Source organism: Brucella tritici, from assembly GCF_008932285.1.
In the GTDB taxonomy this organism is placed as follows: domain Bacteria; phylum Pseudomonadota; class Alphaproteobacteria; order Rhizobiales; family Rhizobiaceae; genus Brucella; species Brucella tritici.
Genome location: NZ_WBVY01000001.1, coordinates 479,289 through 502,548, shown reverse-complemented (window position 1 = coordinate 502,548; position 23,260 = coordinate 479,289). Strand labels below are relative to the sequence as shown.

The following is a 23,260-nucleotide window of genomic DNA, read 5'->3' as shown; positions in this document are numbered from 1 at the left end:
AAAACCGTTTCACACTTTTGCTGGAGTGCTCAATCGGCCTATTTCTCATCTTCCCATTTTGGGCGGAACATCTGATAGACGTTTTCCGTTGTTGCGAAATCCATATAACCGAGTCTGCTGACAGGTCTGGCCTTCGCGATATCGATGAGACCGTCGGTCAGAACCTGTTCATCGATATGCACGCCGACGACTTCGCCAATCACCATGTAATTATCGGTCGGCCTGCCCTCCTTGTCCTGCAATCGCTTGATTTCCACAGCAACGCATTCAAGAGCGGCATAAGCTTCCTTGACGCGTGGGGCCGCGATAAGCCTGCTTGGCGCTCTGGTTAATCCGGCATATTCAAACTCGCTGATCCCGCGAGGCGCATTGACGGATGAGGCATTCATCTGTGTTCTCAGATGATCGCTCACCAGATTTACGGTGAACTCGCCGGTTTCTTCAATGAACGAAACGCTGTCCTTTGCGCCGCTCGATGAAAACATAACCATCGGCGGCGTGTCGCAGATCGCGTTGAAGAAAGAGTAGGGCGCGAGATTGACGGCGCCCTCTTTCGACTGCGTCCCGATCCAACCAATGGGGCGCGGGGCGACGATTGCCTTGAACGGATTATGGGGCAGCGGGTGCCCTTCCCTTGGTTCATAAAACATATGTTTATCCGTTGATTAGCAAGTCTTGTTGGAGTCGACTCTAAGCTTGCGTCCATGGACCGGAATATTCAGTCACAATCTTGTCCATATCGGCTCTCGGGCGTTCTGGCATCTTGTTTGCTGCCGTTCCGATATGGACGAATCCGGCAACACGTTCATTGGGTGCCAGTCCCAGAAAAGCGCGGGCGGGTGCGTCATCTGAATACCAGTTTGTAATCCAGTTGCTGGCATATCCAAGCGCGCTGGCAGCCGTGCATAGGTTCATCGCGACAGCGCCCGCCGAAAGGAACTGTTCCCATTCCGGAATGCGTTCATGTGCGACGGGCGATGACACCACGCCGACAACGAGCGGCGCGCGCGAAAAACGTGTCAGCTCTTTTTCCTTCCGCCCTTCTGGCATCGGACCTTCGATCTCTTCAGCACGCTGAGCAAGATACTCGCCGACTTTCAGCCGTGCATCACCGCGATACAGGATGAAACGCCAGGGCGTCAGGCGTCCGTGATCAGGCACACGTGCTGCAACTTTCAGCAAGGCTGCAAGTTCCTCGCCCTCGGGTGCTGGCTCGGAAATCGCCGAAATCGGGGTGGAACTGCGCTGCGCCAGAAAATCAAACACCGGATGGGCCACGGTAACCTCGTTATTAAAATGCTGCTTATCTTGCTCCACTTATTCGGGAGCTGCTTCTTCTCGCCCGTTGCATCCGAACTGTAAAGTTAAAATTCGGGGATGGATTAATTGCAGGAAGTTAGAAAAATGCGTGTGCCGGAAGCAATTTGGCCTTGAATTCGCCACCCGCATAGGCTCAAAAATACTGCATGTCGGATCGCTTGAACCTGTTTTATCCAAAGAGAAAAAATGCCCTGCGCGGCGGATCGTTTGTAACAGCGATTTTGCTTGCCGTCAGTGCAGTGCCATCCACGGCTCAGGGCCTTGATCCGCAGACAAATATCCCACAGTTGCAGACCACAACGACCGGCCTGCCGGACCTACCGCCGCCGCCGCTCAATCTCCCGACGTTGAACACTTACGCCTCTCCGTCCAGCCCCGAGAACAATCCGCTTATCCAGACGCGTGAACTCGATCTCAAGGCGCGGCTGAGTGAAAGTGGCGGTGATATTCCGACAGGTCTCGTATGGCGCGTATTTTCGCCTGACGTCGGAGCTGATGGTCAATTGCCGCTCATCGCAAGCGCACAGGGCGGTAGCGCCGTGTTCAATCTGCCGGAAGGCAGCTATCTGGTGCATGTGGCCTATGGGCGTGCCGGAGCCACCAAGCGGATTACCGTCGGCAATGCGACCCGTCATGAAATAATGATGCTCGATGCAGGTGGAATGAAGCTCAGTGCGATTCTGCCCGATGGTGGCAAGATCAATGACGATCTCCTGCGGTTTTCTATCTATGCCGACGAAGACAACAATGATCGTTCGCTGATCGTGCCTGACGTCAAGCCGAACGCGGTCATTCGCCTCAACAGCGGCACCTATCACGTTGTTTCCAACTATGGCACGGCGAACGCCACCATTCGGGCCGATATCCGTGTGGAAGCGGGAAAGCTGACTGAAGCGACTGTCCAGCATCGCGCCGCGGAAGTGACGTTGAAGCTTGTGCGCGAGCGCGGTGGCGAGGCACTTGCCGATACGTCCTGGTCCATCCTGAATGCTTCCGGCGATGTGGTGCGCGAAAGCGCTGGCGCTTATTCATCGATGGTACTTATCGAAGGCGATTATGTTGCCGTCGCCAAGAACAAGGACCGCATCTACCAGCGGGATTTCAAGGTTTCTTCCGGCAAGAATGAAGAGGTTGAAGTCGTCGCCAATGGCGAATCCGAATCTGTCCAAGACAGCATGGATTGAACTTAAGCTATCTGCAAAAGCAAAAGGCCGCGCAATGCGCGGCCTTTTTATTGTGTTAGCCACCGTTCTTGAGGCGGAGCAGATCGGGCGGGGTCGCCTCTTCCACCAGCCGTGCGATGGCTTCATCAAGCGTCATGGATTCCTGATCTCGCGAACCAAGACGGCGCATATTGACCGTGTTCTCTTCGGCTTCGCGCTTACCGCAGACGAGGATCACCGGAACCTTCTGCAAGGAATGCTCACGAACCTTGTAGTTGATCTTCTCGTTGCGCAGATCGGTCGCAACCTGCAGTCCAGCGGCTTTCAGCTTGGCTGCGGCCTGCGCTGCATATTCGTCGGCATCCGAGGTGATCGTGGCGACGACAACCTGCACTGGAGCAAACCACAAAGGCATGTGACCGGCGAAATTTTCGATCAGGATGCCGAGGAAGCGTTCCATCGAACCGCAGATTGCGCGGTGAATCATCACCGGCTGGCGCTTTTCCGAATCCTTGTCGATATAGAAGGCGCCAAAGCGTTCCGGCAGGTTGAAATCCACCTGCGTGGTGCCGCACTGCCATTCACGGCCGATGGCGTCCTTCAGCGTATACTCAAATTTCGGACCGTAGAAAGCGCCCTCGCCCGGCAGAATGCCGGTCTTGATGTTGTTGGACTGCTGCTGGATCTTTTCCAGCACCGACATCATCACGCTTTCGGCACGATCCCAGAGCTCATCCGAGCCGACGCGCTTTTCAGGACGGGTCGACAGCTTGATGGTGATCTCTTCGAAACCGAAATCCTTGTAGACCGACAGGATCAGGTCATTGATGCGCAGGCATTCCGCAGCCATCTGTTCTTCGGTGCAGAAGATGTGTGCATCGTCTTGCGTAAAGCCGCGCACGCGCATCAGGCCGTGCAATGCGCCTGAAGGCTCATAGCGGTGCACATTGCCGAATTCAGCAAGCTTGATCGGCAGGTCGCGATAGGACTTGAGGCCATGCTTGAAGATCATCACATGGCCGGGGCAGTTCATCGGCTTCAGCGCAAAGACGCGATCGTCGTCGGTTTCTTCACCCGCGACAGTCACCTTGAACATGTTGTCGCGATACCAGCCCCAGTGGCCAGAAGTTTCCCAGAGCGACTTGTCGAGCACCTGCGGCGCGTTCACTTCCTGATAACCGTGGCTGTCGAGGCGGCGACGCATATAGCTCACCAGATTCTGGAACATCTTCCAGCCCTTGGCGTGCCAGAACACGACGCCTGGTCCCTCTTCCTGGAAATGGAACAGGTCCATTTCACGGCCGAGGCGGCGGTGATCGCGCTTCTCAGCTTCTTCAAGCATATGGAGATAGGCCTGAAGATCGTTGTCGTTGGCGAAAGCAGTGCCGTAGATGCGGGTCAGCATCGGATTGTTGGAATCACCGCGCCAGTAAGCACCGGCGACCTTCATGAGCTTGAAGGAATTGCCGATCTGACCGGTTGAGGCCATATGCGGGCCACGGCACAAATCGAACCAGTCGCCCTGATAGTAGATCTTGAGGTCCTGCCCGGACGGAATGGCTTCCACCAGCTCGACCTTGTAGTTCTCGCCCTTGTCGGCAAAAACCTGCTTGGCTTTTTCACGCGACCAGACTTCCTTGGTGAAAGGCTTGTTGCGCTGAATGATCTCGCGCATCTTCTTTTCGATCACGGGAAGATCGTCGGGCGTGAACGGTTCATTGCGCGCAAAGTCGTAGTAGAAGCCGTTCTCGATAACGGGGCCAATGGTAACCTGCGTGCCCGGAAAAAGCTCCTGCACAGCTTCTGCCAGTACGTGCGCCGTATCGTGACGAATGAGTTCGAGCGCGCGCGGGTCTTCGCGCGTCAGAATCTCAATCTTGCCGGAAGCGCCGAGAGGATCGGAAAGATCGCGCACGGTGCCATCGACGGCATAGGCAACAGCTTTTTTTGCGAGAGATTTGGAAATCGATTCAGCGAGGCCCGCGCCGGTCATCGACGCATCGTATTCACGCACAGAGCCATCGGGAAACTGCATGGAAACGGTATTCGACATTCTGATCATCCTTATCCAGTCCCGCCAACGATTGCGGGTGGGTTCATGCGTATGAAAATGAAGGTTGGGTTCTAGTCTTTTTTGCCCAGCCAGTAAAGCGCGACAGACTGACAGCGTCAGGTCGCGCTCATCTGTGCAAACGAAATGAAATCAGTTCCGGATCGGGAGGCAGTCGATCTTCTGCTGCTTCAGCTGCGAGCATGCCTTTTCGGCGGATGCAGAGTCCTTGAAACCGGAAAAACGCGCACGATAGACCTTGCGGCGCTTTTCGGCAGGCGAAATTTCAGCTTTCAGGCCCGGCGCGACCTTGTCGACTGCGGGACGGTATTTGGCCAGCAGCTCCTTGGCACCGGCAAGTGTCGGAGGAGCGCCAAGCTGGATCGTCCAGGCCGATGCACCGGCGGCGGCAGAAGCAATCAGGAAGCCGCCATCGCCCTGCTCAATGCGGGAATCATCGATCAGGTCTGCTACTGCGTCTGCTTTCGGCTGGGTCGGAGCTGCCTGTTTGGCGACAGGCTGCGGCTTCGCCATTGCAACGAGCTGCCCCTTGGCCTCAGTGCCTTGAGTACCGAACCGGGTTAGCAGTTTCGCCATCTGGTCGTCGCGCTGCCGCGCCGATCCAGCCCCCAGTACAACGCCGACAAGATGCTTGTCGTTGATGACGGCAGAGGAAACGAGGTTATAACCCGATACATCCGTGTAGCCGGTCTTGATGCCATCGACGCCCTGATAGCGATACATCAGATTGTTGTGGCCGTTGCGCACACGGTCGCGGAAAGTGAAGGAGCGCTGCGAGAACAGCTCATATTGTTCGGGATAATCGCGGCGAAGCGCCATGCCAAGAACGGCCATATCTCGCGCAGTCGTAAGCTGGGTCGACTTCGCCGTCAGACCCGATGGATTGACGAAGAAAGTGCTCTTCATGCCGATCTGGCGCGCACGCTGCGTCATCAACCGGCCAAAAGCCGCTTCCGATCCAGCGATATATTCGCCCATGACCGTCGCCGCATCATTGGCCGACACGATAATCATCCCATTGATCGCATCGCGGACGGTGATCGTTTCGCCGGGCTTCAGCCAGAGCTTCATGCGAACCTTTGCAGCCGCATTTTTCGATACAGGCATTGCATCGTCCCAATGCAGCGTGCCCGTCTTGAGACCCTCGAAAGCCAGATAAAGCGTCATCATCTTGGCCAGCGAGGCAGGTGCGCGCTGCACATTCGCATCATCCTGCCCAAGGATTCGCCCGCTATCTGCATCGAAAACGATCCAGGACGTATTCGCCATCGCCGCAGACGTACAAAGCACACTCGCACTGAGCGCAAGGGATGCAACGAGACGCGAAAGGCGGGGCGATGATTTCAGCATAACAGCTCACAGGAATAAGGACGCCGGGGGGACATGCAGGCAAATTGCGGCCCGAAAAAGACCACAGCACTGCCTTAAATCCCAATTCTCAATGAAACGTTGATATCCTTAATGAATTATAATCAGCTAACAAAAAACTGTCAGAATTCACAGATGCGGATAATTCGAGGAAGCCGGGAGACGCACGCCCTAAGAAGCCGAGCAGCGCCAATACCGCCAGGGCAGATACCATTTTAGATCGCTGGAGAGTGTTTGCGGCACTGGATCGAAACCATGGGTTCCGAACGGTCCGCAACGCATGACGCGAAAAAGTCCCATCCATCCGCCGCTCCAAAGGCCATAGCGGGCAATGGCTTCATAGGCATATTCGGAACAGGTTGGCAGATGGCGGCAGGAATTGCCGATAAGGGACGACAATGTCACCTGATAGAATCGCACGAATGAAGTGCCGATCACCCTCCCCGGTGTCTTGCGCCAGGGGGCGGTGAAATTCCGGCTATAGCGCTTCCGCGCGCCCTCACCGGCGTGATCCTTGCCGCAAGAACACATCAGGCAGCTTTGGCCTTTTCCTCAATCTGCCGGATGCAATCGACGACCGCATCGAAAGTAAGCAATGTGGAAGCGTGGCGGGCTCTGTATTCGCGGACAGGCTCGAAATATTTCAGGTCGGCAAAACGCCCTTCCGGCGCCGGACCTTCTTCCTTGAGCATTTTGTACATCTCATCGCGAACCGCTTTCAGCTCTTCCGCTGAAGCGCCGATGATATTGCGCGCCATCACGGAGGAAGATGCCTGTCCAAGTGCGCAGGCTTTCACCTCATGCGCGAAATCGGTCACGATACCGTCAGCCATTTTCAGATAGACGGTAACGGTCGATCCGCACAGTTTGGAGTGCACCTTGGCGACCGCATCGGGCTCTGGAATACGCCCCAGACGCTCCATGTTTCCGGCAAATTCCAGGATGCGTTTGTTATAAATATCATCAATCATGGAGGCGAACCTTCCGCTCTGCCGGAGAAAAACAAAATTTTGTCGCCCGACTGCGGTTTGAAGTTGCAATTTAATGTCTATATAATAGGCAGGTAGCGTCTGCGCCATGGGTAACATTAGCACAGACCCGGGGGCAGTCGCACGAAAACCTGTCCGGTGGCCTCAAGCGCCGGATCAATACATCGCCCGCTCGCAAAGCGCATCGTTGTATTGTCCGTTTAACTCGTCTCCTCCTTGAAGGAGACTACTGGAGAATACTGATGGACGCTCGCATCCTCAAAGAAGATGACGAATCCGGCCTGCCGAACAAGCAGGCAGATGTAACTCTTTTGCATGGCAAGCCGACGCAGGCCGATGCAGAAGCAGCCGTACGCACGCTTTTGCTTTGGGCCGGAGACGACCCGGAGCGCGAAGGTCTTCTGGAGACGCCGAAGCGCGTTGCCAAGGCCTATAAGGAACTGTTCGCAGGCTATACGGAAAGCCCGGAAGAAGTCCTCGGCACTGTGTTCGAGGAAGTCGGCGGCTATAATGATCTTGTCCTCGTGAAGGACATTTCGTTCCACTCGCATTGCGAGCATCATATGGTGCCGATTATCGGCAAGGCGCATGTCGCCTATCTGCCCGATCACAAGGTGGTTGGCCTTTCCAAGATTGCGCGCGTCGTGGATATTTTCGCGCGTCGCCTGCAGACGCAGGAAAGCATCACCGCGCAAATCGCCGACAGCATCCAGCGCATTTTGAAGCCACGTGGCGTTGCCGTCATGATCGAGGCCGAGCACATGTGCATGGCCATGCGCGGTATCCGCAAGCAGGGTTCGACGACCATCACCACCACGTTTACCGGCGAAATGCAGGTGAATGCGGAGGAACAGGTGCGTTTCATGACCCTGACCCGCAGATAAGCGGCAGACAATGAGCTTCTTTCCTGCCCAGCCTTCCGACAAGAAGGCCGTTGAAGAAGGCGCGGCATTTATGCCGCGCTTCGATGCATCGGGTCTCATCACCGCCGTCGTTACCGATGCGCGTGACGGCGAATTGCTGATGGTCGCCCATATGAACGAGGAAGCACTGCGCCTTACCCTCGAAACGGGAATTGCGCATTACTGGTCGCGCTCGCGCTCCACACTCTGGAAGAAGGGCGCGACATCGGGCAATCTGCAAAGCGTGGTCGAGTTGCGCACGGATTGCGATCAGGACGCGCTCTGGCTGAAAGTGCGTGTCGCGGGCGACGGACCAACCTGCCATACGGGTCGCCGCTCCTGCTTCTATCGGCAGGTTATTGCCGAGAACGGCGATATATCGCTGGCCATTGAAGGCGCCTGCGATCACGAGCATTAACCTTGGTCAAAAGGATGTGATGGCGCGAATATGAGTCGCGCCATCAATTCGCAGCATTTATTCTTTGGATACTATGTTTCGCTAGTCTGAAGCGGTTCCTGTCAAACGGAACTGTCGGAATCGCTTTAGCTATTTGTTCTACGCATTTCCTGACGCAAGCCGCTTCAGTCTTTTGCCGGAAATGCTCCAAATCGAGACGAAGAGGTGTCCATCGTGATGCTTGCATGGGGGCAGAGGCGGAAGGCTGCGAATAACGACCTTGCACCGCCAGCCGAAGAAATCGTCGAGAAGCCTGAAATCAAGCGTGAACCGCGCCGGATAGCCCTTGCGCTGGGCGGTGGAGCTGCACGCGGTTGGGCGCATATCGGCGTTTTACGCGCGCTGGACGAAGCCAATATCGATATCGAGATGATTGCCGGGACATCTATCGGCGCGCTTGTGGGTGGCTGTTATCTGGCTGGAAAACTCGATGAACTGGAAGATTTCGCCCGTAGCCTCACCCGGCGACGCATGTTCAATCTTCTCGACATCACCTTTCGCGGCAGCGGGCTGTTCGGCGGGATGAAGCTGGATGGCCGTCTGCGCGAGCATCTGGACGGCTTGCGCATCGAGGAACTGGATCGTCCCTTCGTTGCCATCTGCACGGAACTGCGCACCGGTCACGAAATCTGGCTGTCATCAGGTCCGCTTATCGATGCCATGCGCGCCTCCTACGCCCTGCCCGGCGTTTTCGAGCCTGTGCGCTGGCAGGAGCGTGTTCTGGTCGATGGCGCACTCGTCAATCCCGTTCCCGTATCCGTGTGCCGTGCTTATGAGCAGCGCTTGGTTCTGGCCGTGAACCTGCATTACGACCAGTATGGTCGCGCTGCGGTCATCAAACATGCGCAAACGCGCCAGGAAGGGCTTGTGGACGCGATTCATGGCGAGAAAGAAGCACGCCTCGGCATTACCGGCGTGATGATGGAAGCCTTCAACATCATACAGGACCGAATCTCGCGCGCCCGTATGGCTGGCGATCCGCCGGATGTTACGCTTATGCCGATTGTGGGACAGATCGGGCTTGCCGATTTCCATCGCGCATCCGAGGCAATCGATGCCGGCTACGCAGAAACAATGAAGCGCCTTGAGGATATCAAGCGCCTGCAGGGCATCGCCGGCTGATTTTTTGCGTTGGAAGCGAATCCGAATGAATCGGATTCGTCGGATTCGCTCTTTATTACCTCTCGCAGTGCTCTCTTCCCTCGCGACGCTCTCGCCTGATGACGTTTTTCGGAAATTTTTTCGATCTGTGGAAGTCTTTGAAAAAGCCCGGAAAATCGCGGTTTTGGCTATGTCTTCGATGATTGAGTGCCAGCTTTTTCACATTCTTTTTCAAAAAGATTGCCGGAAGATGCAGATGGGGCTTGTGCACCCCAAAGTGATTTGCTAAATGCCCACTCGCCGACGGAGTTCGGCTCCTACCACGGGCGGTCGTGGCGGAATTGGTAGACGCGCAGCGTTGAGGTCGCTGTGGGGCAACCCGTGGAAGTTCGAGTCTTCTCGACCGCACCATCTTCTCTCAAGAACAATTTAAAATGCTTTCCCCGCAAGGGGTTAAACTTGTTTATTGATTAGAGACTTTCACTTTTCATCGCTGCAATACAAACAAAAACGCGCCCTTCGATGAAGAGCGCGTCTGGTTGATGACACTATCCCCGATCAGTTTTTGCCGATTTCCGAAAGAATGATGTTGCTGTGCTCTCCAAGCTTCGGCGAACGCTTGTCGAGCTTCAATTCTGCATCGGAAAAGCGAATAGGCGTCCGCAGGCCTGGAACCCCTTGCGGGTCGATTTTCATCGCCCTCGCCTCGAATTGCGGGTCTGCGAATACATCGGCTACCGTATTGATCGGACCGGCTGGCACGCCGATTCTGGCGAGCTCGGCCAGAAGATCGTCGCGCTTCCAAGCCCGTGTTTTTTCTTCCAGAAGTGCTGTCAGTGCGGATCGATTGGCCACGCGCGCCGAATTGCTAACGAAGCGCTCGTCGGCGGCGAGGTCACCAATGCCGAGCAACGATGTCAGTTTTCCGAACTGTCCGTCATTGCCGCAGGCGATGATGAAATAGCCGTCGGAAACGGGGAGCGTCTGATATGGCGCGATGTTCGGGTGCGCGTTGCCCATGCGTTTTGGCGAAACACCTGACGCCAGAAAATTCATGGCCTGATTGGCAAGGACCGCAGACATGCAGTCGAACAGCGCCATATCGATATGCTGGCCGGTGCCGGTACGCTCGCGCATGATGAGCGCCGACTGGATCGCAATCACGCTGTAAAGCCCGGTGAAAATGTCGGCGAAAGCCACGCCGATCTTCTGCGGCTCACCGTCAGGTTCGCCGGTGAGATCCATGACGCCGCCCATGCCCTGAATCATGAAATCGTAGCCTGCGCGCTCCGCATAAGGGCCGGTATGGCCGAAACCGGTGATCGAGCAATAGATCAGGCGTGGATTGATGGCCTTCAGGCTCTCATAGTCGAGGCCATATTTGTCGAGGCCGCCCAGCTTGAAGTTTTCGATGACCACATCGGCCTCGGCCACGAGCTGGCGTACCAGTTCCCTGCCCTCGTCAGTGCGGAAATCGGCCGTAATCGAGCGCTTGCCGCGATTGCAGGCGTGAAAATAGGCAGCAGACCGTTCGCCTTCCACATCGATGAATGGAGGCCCCCATTTGCGCGTATCGTCGCCCTCTGGGCTTTCCACCTTGATGACATCGGCTCCAAGATCAGAAAGTGTCTGCCCTACCCATGGCCCGGCAAGAATGCGCGCCAGTTCTACCACCTTGAGACCGTCAAGCGGTGTATTCTGCATTTTCAGCAATCCCGTACAAAAATAAAGAGGCCCGCCCGCGAACTGCGAGCGGGCCCGAATGAAAGGCTTGGCAATACAGCGATCAGAAGAAAGCCTGAATGCCGGTCTGAGCACGGCCCAGGATCAACGCATGAACGTCATGCGTGCCTTCATAGGTGTTTACCGTTTCCAGATTCTGCGCGTGGCGCATGACGTGGTATTCGATCTGGATGCCGTTGCCGCCGTGCATATCGCGCGCCTGACGGGCAATATCGAGCGCCTTGCCGCAATTGTTGCGCTTGACGATGGAGATCATTTCCGGAGCCATTCTGCCGTCGTCGAACAGACGACCGACGCGCAAGCTTGCCTGAAGGCCAAGAGCGATTTCGGTCTGCATGTCGGCCAGCTTCTTCTGGTAAAGCTGCGTACCGGCCAGTGGCTTGTCGAACTGCTTGCGATCGAGGCCATACTGACGGGCACGGAACCAGCAATCTTCTGCAGCGCCGAGGACGCCCCAGGAAATGCCGTAACGGGCGCGATTGAGGCAGCCGAACGGACCCTTGAGGCCGGAGACATTCGGTAGGAGTGCATCTTCCGAAACTTCGACACCATCCATGACGATTTCGCCGGTGATCGATGCGCGCAGCGAAAGCTTGCCGCCGATTTTCGGCGCGGAAAGGCCCTTCATACCCTTTTCGAGGATGAAGCCGCGAATGGCGTTGTCATGCGCGGCTGACTTTGCCCAGACGACGAACACATCGGCGATTGGCGAATTCGAAATCCACATCTTCGAGCCGCTGAGACGATAGCCGCCGTCGATCTTCTCGGCGCGGGTCTTCATGCCTGCGGGATCGGAACCTGCATCAGGCTCGGTCAGGCCGAAGCAGCCGATCAGCTCGCCGGAGACGAGGCCCGGAAGATATTTCTTGCGCTGTTCGTCCGAGCCATAGGCATAGATCGGATACATCACCAGCGACGACTGCACGCTCATCATCGAACGATAACCGGAATCGACACGCTCGACCTCGCGCGCCACCAGGCCATAGGCAACATAGCTGGCATTGGCCGCGCCATATTCTTCAGGAAGCGTCACGCCCAGAAGACCAGACTGCCCCATCAGACGGAACAGTTCCGGATCGGTCGTCTCATCCAGGTAGGCCTTTTCAACACGGGGCAGCAGAACATCCGTCGCGAAGGCCTTGGCCGAGTCGCGGATCATGCGCTCGTCTTCGGTCAGCTGGTCATCCAGCAGAAACGGGTCTTCCCAGCTAAAAGCCGCACGTGACATCAGTGTATTCTCCTCAATGAAAATTTGCAGGAAATATGAACCGTGCCGAAGTTCCGTGCAATCGACGTTTACTCATCGGTCTATTCCATTTAGTAATGGATCATGACTTCGATATCGCGACGCCTGCTTCCCTCCACCAGTGCGCTTGCCGCCTTCGATGCGGTTGCGCGGCATGAAAGCTTTTCGGCGGCTGCCGAGGAACTGTCGTTAACTCAAGGCGCAGTGAGCCGACAGATTGCAACGCTGGAAGAACAGCTCGGAACCGCGCTGTTCGACCGCTCAAGCCGTCATGTGGTCCTATCCGATGCGGGACGAGCCTATCTGAAGGTGGTGGGGCCAGCGCTCGCTTCCATCCGTGCCGCTTCGCTGCAAGTCATGTCGCAGATGCGTGGCACTACGCTCAATCTCGCGTTCCTGCCGACATTCGGGACACGCTGGCTGATACCGCGCATACCGCGTTTCGTGGCCAAATATCCGGATATCATCCTGAATTTTGCGACACGTATCGGGCAGTTCGATTTTGATCGCGAAGGGCTGGACGCGGCCATCCATATCGGCCAACCGGATTGGCCCAACGCCGATAGTGTCTTTCTGATGGATGAAACAGTTGCGCCGGTGTGCAGCCCCGCTTTTCTCCAGCGAAACCCGGTTCAGGCCCCAACCGATCTTCTGCCGCTCCCTTTGTTCAACATGGCATCACGCCCCGGCGCATGGGATCACTGGTTTAAAAGTCTCGACATCGCGGCTCCGGTTTCTCCTGGAATGCGTTTCGAGCAGTTTTCAAATGTCTCGCAGGCCTGCATTGCAGGTCTTGGCGTTGCGCTGATGCCGCTGTTCCTCATTCGCGCCGAGATTGAAAGCGGCCAGCTTGTGGTCGCTTGTCCGCACACGGTCAAAAGCCCGAGCAGCTATTATTTTGTGACGCCGAAGGCTCGCTCGAGCACGCCTGCTGTTTCTGCTTTCCGGGATTGGCTGTTGACGGAAATCAAAAGCGAGAGTGTGACTCAACCAGTCACGAAACCCGCATAGCCGTCACTCAGAGTCTTGCACAGGATCGCCGAATAATCGGCAAAGGACTGATCATCCGGCCTTATGCGCCCGAATGACGGACCGGCGAATTGCCTCATGGGTACGAGCGCAAGTGGCGTTGAAACCGGTGTCAGATGTGCGCCCTGCCCGGCGCGCAATGTCGTCAGGATACCAAACATTTCACCTGTAATGCTTGGGCGGGAAAGCACAGCCATACGGTACTGGCCGGATGTATTCGTGACGAGATAGATGTGCCCTGAAAGATGTGGAACGGAGACAGTGCCCTGTTGCGAAAATGAAACGTCGGAACGTTCCCGCTCACGAAAACTGAGATGCCCGGCATCGAAATCCCAACCGATTTCCGTGATGTAAGCGAAGATGGCCTTGTCCTCGCCAAAGGACGGACGCAAGGTCAGATAATCGCCTTCAAGCCATGAAACCGAGGCACGCGAATAGGCGCCCAATTCTTCCGCCGCATGACTGTTGCCATTCCTGGCCAACGAGGCGGGAGTATCACCTGCCTGTTCGCGCAGGGCGACACCCATTGCCTGTTCAAGACGGATGATCGTTGCAAGTGTGAAGGGCCTGTGGCCCGACAGCGCTTTTTCCAAAGTCGAAAGACTGATCCGCGCTTCATCGGCCAGAAGCTGGCGCGAAATTCGCCGCCGGGCAATTTCCTCACGAACCCGTACGGCAACGCGGGCATTGAGCTGGTCGGGAAGGTGAGAGTCCTGATCGGACATGGCTTATCCTGAATTGCGTACTTTTCTTCACAATTCCACACATATGCGTAACCGGCAAGGCGGTTTGCGGAAAGTGACGGCTGAAACTTGGCAAAGCTTACGCTGGAGTGGAAACAGTGGCTCCAGCGACAATGGCTCCAGTTCTTCGAGGTGAACAAGGAGCACGTCATGTCACCCGCGATAAGTCTTACAAATCATAATAATAGCCGCCGGATACTCTCCCGCTTCTGTTCGTTCGTCTGGTTTTGCAACATGGCGTTGCTGCCAGCGCTGGCTGTCATTTTCTGTCTGTTGCAGATTGTTCAGGCTCGTGCTGAAACACCCGCTCTGGTCACGCCGAACGAGGTTCAATCCGGCAGTCTTTTGCTAGAGACAAGCGAAGCCGGGCGTTATGTCGAAGCGCCCCGAATCGCAACGGACGTCAATCTCGATGTGAGTGGGCCGACGGCCCGGACCCGGCTGACGCAGGCATTCGAGAACCCGACCGACGGTTTCGTTGAAGCCCTGTATGTCTTTCCATTGCCGGAAGAAAGTGCGGTCTATTCGCTGAAGATGGTCATCGGTGATCGTGTGATTGTCGCCGAAATCAAGGAGAAGCAGGCCGCGCGCGAAATATATGAACAGGCGAAGAGCGAAGGCAAAAAGGCCACGCTGATCGAACAGCAGCGGCCCAACGTGTTTACCAATGCGGTTGCCAATATCGGCCCGCATGAGAAAGTCGTCATCCAGATCGAGTATCAGCAGGCGGTGCGGCTTTCTGATGATCGTTTCTCGCTGCGTGTGCCATTGGTCGTCGCGCCACGTTACAATCCGGATAATGCCTCACCTGTTGTTCAGGAAGTCGAAATGAAAAACGGCTGGGGCAAGTCGAGCGATACTGGCAAGCCTGATAGCTACAACGCACCGCTTGTGACGCCATTGACTCCACCGGCAGCCCTGCGAACCAATCCTGTGACCGTCAAGGTCAATCTGAAGGCAGGCTTCCCGCTTGGAAAGGTCGAAAGCCTTTACCATAAGGTCAGAATCGATGCGACGAACGACACGACACGAGAAATCACGCTGGACGGAACGGCTGCTGCTGATCGTGATTTCGTTCTGGAATGGAGCGCTGTCGCAAGCGATGCACCGCAGGTCGGGCTGTTCCGCGAACATATCGGCAAGGACGATTATGTGCTTGCCTATATTACGCCTCCGGCTGTTGCTAGCGCAAAAAAAGCCCAGCGTGAGGTCATCTTCGTGATCGATAATTCCGGATCGATGGGCGGTACTTCCATTGAACAGGCAAAGGCCAGTCTGGATTATGCACTGTCGCATCTTCAGCCCGGAGACCGGTTCAATGTGATCCGCTTTGACGACACATTGACCAAATTCTTCGACGATTCTGTCGATGCCAATCAGCAGAATATCGCCTCCGCCCGCCGTTTCGTAAGGAACCTTGAAGCGCAAGGCGGTACGGAAATGCTGCCTGCCCTTCATGCAGCTCTTGATGACAGCCATCAGGGCAATGGATTGCGCCAGATCGTGTTTCTGACCGACGGCGAGATCAGCAATGAGCAGCAGTTGCTGGATGCCGTTGCGGCACGTCGGGGGCGCTCGCGTATTTTCATGGTCGGCATTGGCTCTGCCCCGAATTCCTATCTGATGAATCGTGCGGCAGAACTTGGACGCGGAACCTTCACCCATATCGGGTCGGCGGCTGAAGTGGACGAACGCATGCGGGCTCTGTTCGACAAGCTTGAAAACCCGGCTGTTACCGATCTGAAGGCCAATTTTTCGGAAAAGAATGTGAGCATGACACCCTCCCTTCTGCCCGATCTCTATCGTGGTGAACCGCTTGTCATCGCCGCGCGAATGGGCAAGGCAACCGGAAGCCTTGTTATCGAAGGCCAGATTGATGGCCGTCCATGGACAGTCAATCTGCCGCTCGACCAGGCAATGAATGCTGAAGGCATCTCAAAATTGTGGGCACGTCGCAAGATTGACGATGCGGAAGTAGACCTGACCCTTGGCAAAATTACTCAGGACGCAGCCGATGCGCGCATTCTTCGCCTGGCACTGGAGCATCATCTGGTCAGCCGGCTGACGAGCCTCGTGGCCGTCGACAAGACACCCTCGCGACCGGCCAATGCACCGCTGACCCGCGCCGATATTCCACTGCAACTGCCTGCCGGGTGGGATTATGACACGCTGTTCGGCATCCGCGCGGACCGCAATGTCGGGGATCACGCAAGCATGGACATGAATGGGGTGAGCGACGCTGTTCGTAGCCATGAAAGCCCTGCCTCACCATCATCGCCATCGCAGTCGATCCCGCTGCCGCAGACGGCAACGCCAGCGACACTGCTGCTTTTGCAAGGCTTGGGTTTGATGCTGGTTGGACTGTTCGTCTTCTGGTTCTTCCGCCGCAAGGAGAATGTGTGATGCCTATCGATCAGCTTGTTACGGGGAGCGCGCTGAAGCGCTCCCTTCTCCCCGCGCTTGGCATGGTGCTGATTGCGATGGGGGTGGCAATTGCCGGTCAGGGAATCTGGATCCATGCGAAAGCGTTTGCGGCTCAGATCCTGCTGGAAAAGGCCTTTTCCGAAAGCATTGAAACGGGCGCTCCGGTCAAACCCTGGAACTGGGCCGATACATGGCCGGTTGCCCGCATCGAAGCCCCAAGACTCAATGAATCAGCCATTGCCCTGAAAGGTGCCAGCGGACAGGCATTGGCTTTCGGTCCCGGTCATCTGGACAATACGCCGATGGCCGGCGAACGGGGAACGGCTGTCTATGCCGCGCATCGCGACACGCATTTCGCATTTCTGAAGAATATCGAGAAAAACGACCAGATACTCGTCACCCGCAGCGACGGAAAGACGGTTTCCTATCGCGTTAGCCATATGACCGTGGCGCGGTGGGATGAGGCGAAAATCGTTCCGGATAGCGAAGGCCGCCACCTTGTGCTGGCGACCTGCTACCCATTCGATGCGATTACACCTGGTCCGCTTCGCTATCTGGTCTTTGCGGATATGGAGACCGGCCGGTCAGGCGATTGATCGACTTGCGATCTCGTATGAATGCAGGCGTTTCTTGTGATCGTGGATCATGCCGGTCAACATCAGTTCATCGGCGCCGGTGCTCTGTGCAAAGGCCTTGATACCTTTCGCCACAGTCTCCGGTCCACCGACCACGCGGCATGACAGCATCTGGCGGACGAGCGCCTGCGCTGCCGGATCAAGCCGCTCCATATAGCCTTCGACTGGCGCGGGCAGCTTGCCGGGGCGACCGCTGCGCAGATTGACGAAAGCCTGTAGCTGCGAGGTGAAAAGGTAGTTCGCCTCTTCGTCCGTATCCGCTGCAATCACATTGAGGCCCAGCATTACATAAGGCTTCTGCATATATTCCGATGGCTCGAACCGCTCGCGATAAAGAGCGATGGCGCGTTCCATCTCCGCAGGCGCAAAGTGCGAGGCGAATGCGTAAGGCAGCCCCAGCATCGCGGCAAGCTGCGCGCCGAACAGGCTGGAACCGAGAATCCAGACAGGCACATTCAACCCCTCGCCCGGCACTGCGCGCACGCGCTGGCCCGGTTCGGCGGGTTTGAAATAGTTCAGTAACTCGACCACATCCTGTGGAAACGCATTGGCATCGCTGTCGAGATTGCGACGAAGCGCATGAGCAGTAATCTGGTCCGTGCCCGGAGCGCGTCCAAGACCGAGATCGATACGCCCCGGAAACAGGGAAGCCAGCGTGCCGAACTGTTCTGCAATCACCAGAGGTGCGTGGTTGGGCAGCATGACGCCGCCCGCGCCGACACGGATCGTTGAGGTTCCATTGGCGACGTAACCGATGACCACGGACGTCGCAGCGCTGGCTATGCCCGGCATATTGTGGTGTTCGGCAAGCCAGTAACGATGAAAGCCGAGCCGTTCGGCATGTTGCGCAAGTTCCAGCGTGTTGTGCAGCGATTGCGCTGCATCGCTACCTTCGGGAACGGGCGAAAGATCGAGAACGGATAAGGGTATCATACTGGCTCATATGGGTTGGAACGCAGCGTTTGCAACGTTAGCAAAAATCAAAAGGGCGACCTATTTCTAGGCCGCCCTTTATCATTGGTTCAACGCAAGTTTCAGTGATGTTGCGCTGGAGCCGGTTCGCCGCCTTCATCCGATGACGCAACATATTCGCCTTCCACTTCCTTCTTGGCGATGAAGGTGTAGAACATCGGGACCACGAACAGCGTGAAGATCGTGCCGATCACGATACCGGTGAAGATCACCAGCCCCATCGAGTAACGAGCGGCTGCACCGGCGCCGGTCGCGATGATGAGCGGCACAACACCAAGCGCCATGGCGGCGGTGGTCATCAGGATCGGACGCAGGCGGGTTTCAGCCGCGACGATGATCGCGTCCCGACGCGAAAGACCATGCAGGCGGCGTTGCTGGTTGGCGAATTCCACCATCAGAATACCGTGCTTGGTAATCAGCCCGACAAGGGTGATTAGACCGACCTGTGTATAGATGTTGAGCGTACCGAGACCGATATTCAGCGGCACAATGGCACCGAAGATCGACAGCGGAACCGACATCATGATGATGAACGGATCGCGGAAGCTTTCAAACTGCGCCGCAAGCACGAGATAGATCACGATGACGGCGAGGCCGAAGGCGATCAGGATCGTGTTGCCCTGCTCCACTTCCAGACGCGACTGGCCGGAATAATCCAGGAAGAAGCCTTCCGGCATCTTGGATTTGGCCAGATCAACCAGAGTTTGCAGGCCCTGCCCGGTTGTGACGCCCGGCAGCGGCAAGGCTGAAATCGTTGCCGAGTTCAACTGATTGAACTGCTCGATCGCCGCAGGTGATGCGTTCTGGCTGATCGTGATGACCGACGAGAGCGGGATCATCGAACCGGAAACGCTGCGCACATAGAAATCGCCGAGCTTTTCCGGGTTCGAACGATATGCATCAGGCACCTGCGTGATGATGTCATAACTGTTCGAATCGCGGTCGAACTTCGCGACCGACGCGCCGCCGGTCAGAAGACCAAGTGTCGAACCGATATCGCTGATCTGCACGCCCAGCGTCGCCGCGCGGTCACGGTCGATTGTGATCGTGATCTGCGGTGCGTTGAAGGAGAGCGAGTTCTGCACGATGATGTACTGGCCCGAAGCCTGTGCTTCGTTCTTGATTTCTTCAGCCAGTGCGAAGACCTGATCAGCCGGGCCGGTCGATTGCAAGGCAATCGAGATCGGCAGGCCGCCGCCCGTTCCTGGCAGGGATGGAGGCGCGAAGATGAAAGCTTCGACACCTGCAACCTTGGAGATGCGTGCGGTCAGGTCTTCCTGAATCTGCTTCTGCGAACGGGTACGCTCGTTCCAGTCCTTCAGAACCCACAGCGCGATACCCGATGTCGTGCCGCCGTCCATACCGACGATCTGGAAGCGGGTCTTCAGTTCGGGAAGATCCTTGGTCAGTTCGTCGATCTGTTCGGCGTAGAGATTGGTATAGGCCGAGGTAGCATATTGCGGAGCCTGGAACATCGAGAACAGTGCGCCGGAATCTTCTTCCGGTGCCAGTTCGCTCGACGTGTTCATGAACAGGAATCCCGTCAGCCCCATCAACGCTACAACGATCATCAGCGTGATGCCGCGATAGTTGAGCGAATTGGAAACGCGACGGTGATACCACTTCTCGAAGCGCGAGAAGGTCCGGTCGATGAACTTCTGGAACCGCGTCTGGTCGCCATGCTTGAGCATGCGCGCGCACATCATCGGCGAAACCGTCAAGGCGGCAATACCAGAAATGATGACGGCACCGGCAAGCGTGAAGGCGAATTCGCGGAACAGGGCACCCGTCAGGCCGCCCGTAAAGCCGAGCGGCGCGAACACCGCCGCCAGCGTGATCGTCATGGCGATGATCGAGCCGGTGATTTCCTTCATGCCCTTGAACGCGGCATCCATGGGGCGCAAGCCCTCTTCGATATGCCGGTGGATATTCTCCAGAACCACGATAGCGTCATCGACCACAAGGCCGATGGCAAGAACCATGGCGAGCAGCGACAACAGATTGATCGAGAATCCAAGCACATAAAGGAAGAAACACACGCCGATCAGCGAGATCGGGATCGTGACAATCGGAATCAACACCGAGCGGAACGACCCAAGGAATACAATGATGACCAGAATGACGATAGCCACGGCTTCGCCGATGGTCGTGAAGACTTCCTTGATCGAAGAACTGATCTGCTCTGTCGCGTCATAGACGAGAACAAGTGACATGCCTTCCGGCAGCGATGCCTGGATAGACGGCAGTTCCTTGCGGACGGCAGCCGCCATGTCGATGGGGTTTGCCGCCGGTGTCGGGAAGACGCCGAGGAAGGTACCCGCTGAACCGTTGAACGAAACGATGGTGTCCGTGCTTTTTGCCGCGAGTTCGACGCGGGCCACATCACGCAGACGAACGACGTCGTCTCCCGAAGCCTTGATCGGCATGGCGCCGAAGGCTTCCGGGGTCTGCAAGGTCGACTTCAGCGTGATCGAGGACGCCACATATTCGTTCTTCGTCGTGCCCGGAGCCGACAGGAAGTTGGAGGCCTTGATTGCCGCCAGAACTTCCGGCGCCGTGATCTGGCGGGCCGCAAGCTGGATCGGGTCTAGCCAGACGCGCATCGAATAGACCTGACCGCCCAGAATTTCAGCCTTTGCAACGCCCTGAATGGTGGACATGCGCGGCTGGATAACGCGCTCCAGATATTCGGTGATCTGTTCGCTCGTCATGTTCGGGTTCTGCGCAGCCAGATACATGGTAGCGAAGTTCTGGCCCGTTCCCTTGACGATGACCGGATCGTCGGATTCGTCCGGCAGGTCGCCGCGAACCTGATTGACCTTGGCGATAACTTCCGTCAGTGCCGCGTCCGGGTTTGCGCCGAGCTTCATCTGCACGGTCACAGTGCTCGAAGACGGACGGCTAGAAGACGTCACATAGTCGATGTTTTCGGTAGTTGCGACCGCTTCGGCGATCGGTGCGGTGATGAAGCCCTGAATGAGATCGGCACTCGCACCGGCATAGTTCGTCGTGACCGTAATGACGGTTTCGTCGACCTTCGGATATTCGCGCACCGTCAGCTGTGCGATACCCTGAAGGCCCAACAGAATGATCATGAGGGCGACCACCGTGGCAAGCACGGGGCGCCGGATGAAAATATCGGAAAAGCTCATCGGGATCGCCTATTGCTTGTCAGCCGGTTGGCCGGCAGGAATCGGATTGACGGTGTTGTCGATTTTCACCGGAACACCGGGCGAAAGCCGGTTCTGGCCTGCCGTGATGATGATGTCGCCAGCCTTGAGGCCGCTCGTCACTTCGACAAGACCGGAATAACGGCGTCCAAGCTTGATGAAGACCTGCTGCGCGACCTGCTTTTCGCCCTCTTCCGGCTTGGCATCGGCTGCAGGAGCCTTGGCGGCATTGTCGCCTTCGGCAGCCTTCGCGCCTTCCTGCTTCTGTTCCGGACGAACTGCATAGACATAGTCGCCGTAAAGACTGGAGATAATCGTGGTTTGCGGAAGAGCGATAACATTCTCTTCTTCCGGCAGTTCGACGCGAACCTGCACGAACTGGCCGGGGGTCAGCTTGTGGTCCGGGTTCTGCACCTCAGCGCGCACCGAGACGAGACGTGTCGTCGGGTCGATCTTCGGGTCTATACCGACAATAGTGCCGGTGAAGTCGAGTGCTTCCGCAGTCGATCCGACCTTGACGTTCTGTCCGAGCTTCATCGACGACAGAGACTGTTCGGGGACGGTGAAGTCGATACGCATCACGTCGGTGTTCTGCAGCGTGGCGATGACCGTGCCGGGTGTCAGATACTGACCGAGATCGACCTTGGAAATGCCGATAACACCAGAGAACGGAGCCTTAACGGACTTCTGCGCCAGCGTAGCGCGCATCTTCTCCACATTTGCAGCAGCAGCATTGGCAACCGAAGCAGTCGTGTCCACGTTCGAAACCGCACCGACGCCGCGCGTGCGCAGCGTATCGGCACGCTTCAGGTTCTGCTGGGCAAGAACGGCTTCAGCTTCGGCGGCTGCGAGGTCGGCCTTCTGAATGCTGTCTTCGAGCTGAAGCAGCAGGTCGCCTTCCTTGACTTCCTGATTGGCCTTGAAGTTGATCTTCTGCACGAGGCCGTCAAGCTGCACGGTCAAATCGACGCCGTTGAGCGCGTTGGCTGTACCGATGGCTTCCACACCCGGCTTCCACACGCCCGGCTCCACCGTAACGGTGGAAACCGTCTGGGCGGGCTGCTGCATGTTGGCGAAGAAGTCTTTGATCGCCTGTGATCGGAACAGGTTAAAGCCAACGAGGCCTCCAACGACGATCACGAGAAATATTATTGCCAGAATAAGGCGCTTGATCATTGCGGATGCACTCCAGATGGCTCCCTGATTGATCAGGGTTGGGGGATTGGCCGCGGCGCCTTCTTTCGCATTCACGCAAAGGTCGCGCGTATTTTACTTGTATGAAAGTGGCGAATAACTGTACCGTCTGGACGGTATTGTCAACACACGAACTGTCAGGAGACACCAGTAAGTTGCTAACAAAAAAGAAAGTCTCGTCGCGCGAACGTATTCTGCGCGCTGCTACCGAGCTTGCCCGTGAGATCGGACCCGCCCACCTCTCTCTCGATGCCGTAGCAGCCCGAGCCGGGCTTTCAAAAGGCGGACTGCTTTATTCTTTTCCGACAAAGGCCAAGCTGCTCGAAGCGGTGGTCGAAGAATATATGAAAGAGCACGAACACGCCATGGAGGTTCAGGAAACACTCCAGAAAGGCGATGAGAACCGCGTCGCGCGGGCTTTTCTCGATGTTTACCGGGTTCAGGCCGATGATGAGCCGCCAGCTTGTGGTGTCCTTGCAGCGCTTGCCGAAGATCCGGGTTTCATGGTGCCGGTTCGGCAGTATCACAGGGCTCTTCTTGATCGCATGATCAAGGACACAACCGATCCCGATACGGCGCTTATTGTCTATCTGGCCGTCGCAGGTCTCGAATGCTCCAAATTGATGGAATGTGAAATTTTGAACGATGAGGAACAGCGCGCTGTTCTCGTCCGTCTGGAAAACATGCTGACAGAAAACTGACAGCCATAAGCAGAAAAAGGGCGCCGAGCGCC

At 56.6% G+C, this 23,260-nt stretch carries 20 protein-coding genes and 1 tRNA gene; 9 read left to right on the top strand and 12 right to left on the bottom strand.

Translation table 11 applies throughout. The annotated features are described in order from the left end of the window. Positions 1 to 38: 38 nt before the first annotated feature. The gene (locus F9K94_RS02525; protein WP_061346304.1) at positions 39 to 650 is read right to left on the bottom strand and encodes a flavin reductase family protein; all 612 of its coding nucleotides are present in this window, start codon (positions 648 to 650) and stop codon (positions 39 to 41) included. 40 nt (positions 651 to 690) lie between these two features. Beyond that, the gene (locus F9K94_RS02520; RefSeq protein ID WP_061346305.1) at positions 691 to 1,278 is read right to left on the bottom strand and encodes a nitroreductase family protein; all 588 of its coding nucleotides are present in this window, start codon (positions 1,276 to 1,278) and stop codon (positions 691 to 693) included. A 188-nt stretch (positions 1,279 to 1,466) separates the two neighbouring features. Here F9K94_RS02520 and F9K94_RS02515 point away from each other — a divergent pair, with 188 nt between their 5' ends. Next, positions 1,467 to 2,504: a hypothetical protein gene (locus F9K94_RS02515; protein ID WP_061346306.1), complete on the top strand. Its 1,038-nt coding sequence runs from the start codon at positions 1,467 to 1,469 to the stop codon at positions 2,502 to 2,504. 55 nt (positions 2,505 to 2,559) lie between these two features. On the opposite strand, the gene thrS is transcribed toward F9K94_RS02515, so the two are convergent. The 4 genes from thrS to F9K94_RS02495 form a co-directional block, all read right to left on the bottom strand. Further along, positions 2,560 to 4,536 (bottom strand): threonine--tRNA ligase, encoded by a 1,977-nt coding sequence (gene thrS, locus F9K94_RS02510; protein ID WP_151643461.1) that lies wholly within the window; start codon positions 4,534 to 4,536, stop codon positions 2,560 to 2,562. A 150-nt stretch (positions 4,537 to 4,686) separates the two neighbouring features. Next, positions 4,687 to 5,904: a D-alanyl-D-alanine carboxypeptidase gene (locus tag F9K94_RS02505; protein WP_151643459.1), complete on the bottom strand. Its 1,218-nt coding sequence runs from the start codon at positions 5,902 to 5,904 to the stop codon at positions 4,687 to 4,689. A gap of 189 nt (positions 5,905 to 6,093) precedes the next feature. After that, positions 6,094 to 6,453: a membrane protein insertion efficiency factor YidD gene (gene yidD / locus F9K94_RS02500; protein ID WP_151643457.1), complete on the bottom strand. Its 360-nt coding sequence runs from the start codon at positions 6,451 to 6,453 to the stop codon at positions 6,094 to 6,096. Continuing rightward, on the bottom strand, positions 6,453 to 6,893 hold the full coding sequence (locus F9K94_RS02495; RefSeq protein ID WP_151643455.1) for an iron-sulfur cluster assembly scaffold protein: 441 nt from the start codon (positions 6,891 to 6,893) through the stop codon (positions 6,453 to 6,455). Before F9K94_RS02495 ends, yidD begins: the two co-directional genes overlap by 1 nt. Before the next feature lie 260 nt (positions 6,894 to 7,153). On the opposite strand from F9K94_RS02495, the gene folE reads away from it, so the two are divergent. The 4 genes from folE to F9K94_RS02470 all read left to right on the top strand — a co-directional run bounded on the left by folE (position 7,154) and on the right by F9K94_RS02470 (position 9,782). Beyond that, a complete protein-coding gene (folE, locus tag F9K94_RS02490) occupies positions 7,154 to 7,795 on the top strand; it encodes a GTP cyclohydrolase I FolE (RefSeq protein WP_006466810.1) in 642 nt (213 codons plus the stop codon). A gap of 10 nt (positions 7,796 to 7,805) precedes the next feature. Next, positions 7,806 to 8,231, top strand: a complete 426-nt coding sequence (hisI, locus tag F9K94_RS02485; protein WP_151643453.1) for a phosphoribosyl-AMP cyclohydrolase — start codon at positions 7,806 to 7,808, stop codon at positions 8,229 to 8,231. A gap of 213 nt (positions 8,232 to 8,444) precedes the next feature. Next, positions 8,445 to 9,392: a patatin-like phospholipase family protein gene (locus F9K94_RS02480; protein WP_061346497.1), complete on the top strand. Its 948-nt coding sequence runs from the start codon at positions 8,445 to 8,447 to the stop codon at positions 9,390 to 9,392. Between the two features lie 305 nt (positions 9,393 to 9,697). Then, positions 9,698 to 9,782 (top strand) — tRNA-Leu (locus F9K94_RS02470). Between the two features lie 147 nt (positions 9,783 to 9,929). Here F9K94_RS02470 and F9K94_RS02465 read toward each other — a convergent pair. Both F9K94_RS02465 and F9K94_RS02460 read right to left on the bottom strand, forming a co-directional pair. Next, positions 9,930 to 11,075 (bottom strand): CaiB/BaiF CoA transferase family protein, encoded by a 1,146-nt coding sequence (locus F9K94_RS02465; RefSeq protein ID WP_151643451.1) that lies wholly within the window; start codon positions 11,073 to 11,075, stop codon positions 9,930 to 9,932. Between the two features lie 82 nt (positions 11,076 to 11,157). After that, positions 11,158 to 12,342, bottom strand: a complete 1,185-nt coding sequence (locus F9K94_RS02460) for an acyl-CoA dehydrogenase (RefSeq protein ID WP_061346312.1) — start codon at positions 12,340 to 12,342, stop codon at positions 11,158 to 11,160. A 102-nt stretch (positions 12,343 to 12,444) separates the two neighbouring features. Here F9K94_RS02460 and F9K94_RS02455 point away from each other — a divergent pair, with 102 nt between their 5' ends. Further along, positions 12,445 to 13,371: a LysR family transcriptional regulator gene (locus F9K94_RS02455; RefSeq protein ID WP_151643447.1), complete on the top strand. Its 927-nt coding sequence runs from the start codon at positions 12,445 to 12,447 to the stop codon at positions 13,369 to 13,371. Here F9K94_RS02455 and F9K94_RS02450 read toward each other — a convergent pair. Further along, positions 13,347 to 14,114, bottom strand: coding sequence for a helix-turn-helix domain-containing protein (locus tag F9K94_RS02450; RefSeq protein WP_151554947.1), 768 nt, complete (start codon positions 14,112 to 14,114; stop codon positions 13,347 to 13,349). The two genes, F9K94_RS02455 and F9K94_RS02450, sit on opposite strands and share 25 nt — an antisense overlap. Before the next feature lie 168 nt (positions 14,115 to 14,282). Between F9K94_RS02450 and F9K94_RS02445 the strand changes: the two genes are divergently transcribed. After that, positions 14,283 to 16,535, top strand: coding sequence for a marine proteobacterial sortase target protein (locus F9K94_RS02445; RefSeq protein ID WP_407922020.1), 2,253 nt, complete (start codon positions 14,283 to 14,285; stop codon positions 16,533 to 16,535). Further along, positions 16,535 to 17,152 carry a class GN sortase gene (locus F9K94_RS02440; protein WP_151643445.1) on the top strand — a complete coding sequence of 206 codons (618 nt, stop codon included), beginning with the start codon at positions 16,535 to 16,537 and terminating at the stop codon, positions 17,150 to 17,152. The genes F9K94_RS02445 and F9K94_RS02440 overlap by 1 nt, the downstream gene beginning before the upstream one ends. On the opposite strand, the gene F9K94_RS02435 is transcribed toward F9K94_RS02440, so the two are convergent. The 3 genes from F9K94_RS02435 to F9K94_RS02425 form a co-directional block, all read right to left on the bottom strand. Next, positions 17,141 to 18,124, bottom strand: a complete 984-nt coding sequence (locus tag F9K94_RS02435) for an LLM class flavin-dependent oxidoreductase (protein WP_151643444.1) — start codon at positions 18,122 to 18,124, stop codon at positions 17,141 to 17,143. The two genes, F9K94_RS02440 and F9K94_RS02435, sit on opposite strands and share 12 nt — an antisense overlap. 101 nt (positions 18,125 to 18,225) lie before the next feature. Then, positions 18,226 to 21,315: an efflux RND transporter permease subunit gene (locus tag F9K94_RS02430; protein ID WP_151643441.1), complete on the bottom strand. Its 3,090-nt coding sequence runs from the start codon at positions 21,313 to 21,315 to the stop codon at positions 18,226 to 18,228. A gap of 9 nt (positions 21,316 to 21,324) precedes the next feature. After that, positions 21,325 to 22,509: an efflux RND transporter periplasmic adaptor subunit gene (locus F9K94_RS02425; protein WP_061346318.1), complete on the bottom strand. Its 1,185-nt coding sequence runs from the start codon at positions 22,507 to 22,509 to the stop codon at positions 21,325 to 21,327. 101 nt (positions 22,510 to 22,610) lie between these two features. Here F9K94_RS02425 and F9K94_RS02420 point away from each other — a divergent pair, with 101 nt between their 5' ends. Next, positions 22,611 to 23,228 (top strand): TetR/AcrR family transcriptional regulator, encoded by a 618-nt coding sequence (locus F9K94_RS02420; RefSeq protein ID WP_369798318.1) that lies wholly within the window; start codon positions 22,611 to 22,613, stop codon positions 23,226 to 23,228. Positions 23,229 to 23,260 lie beyond the last annotated feature (32 nt).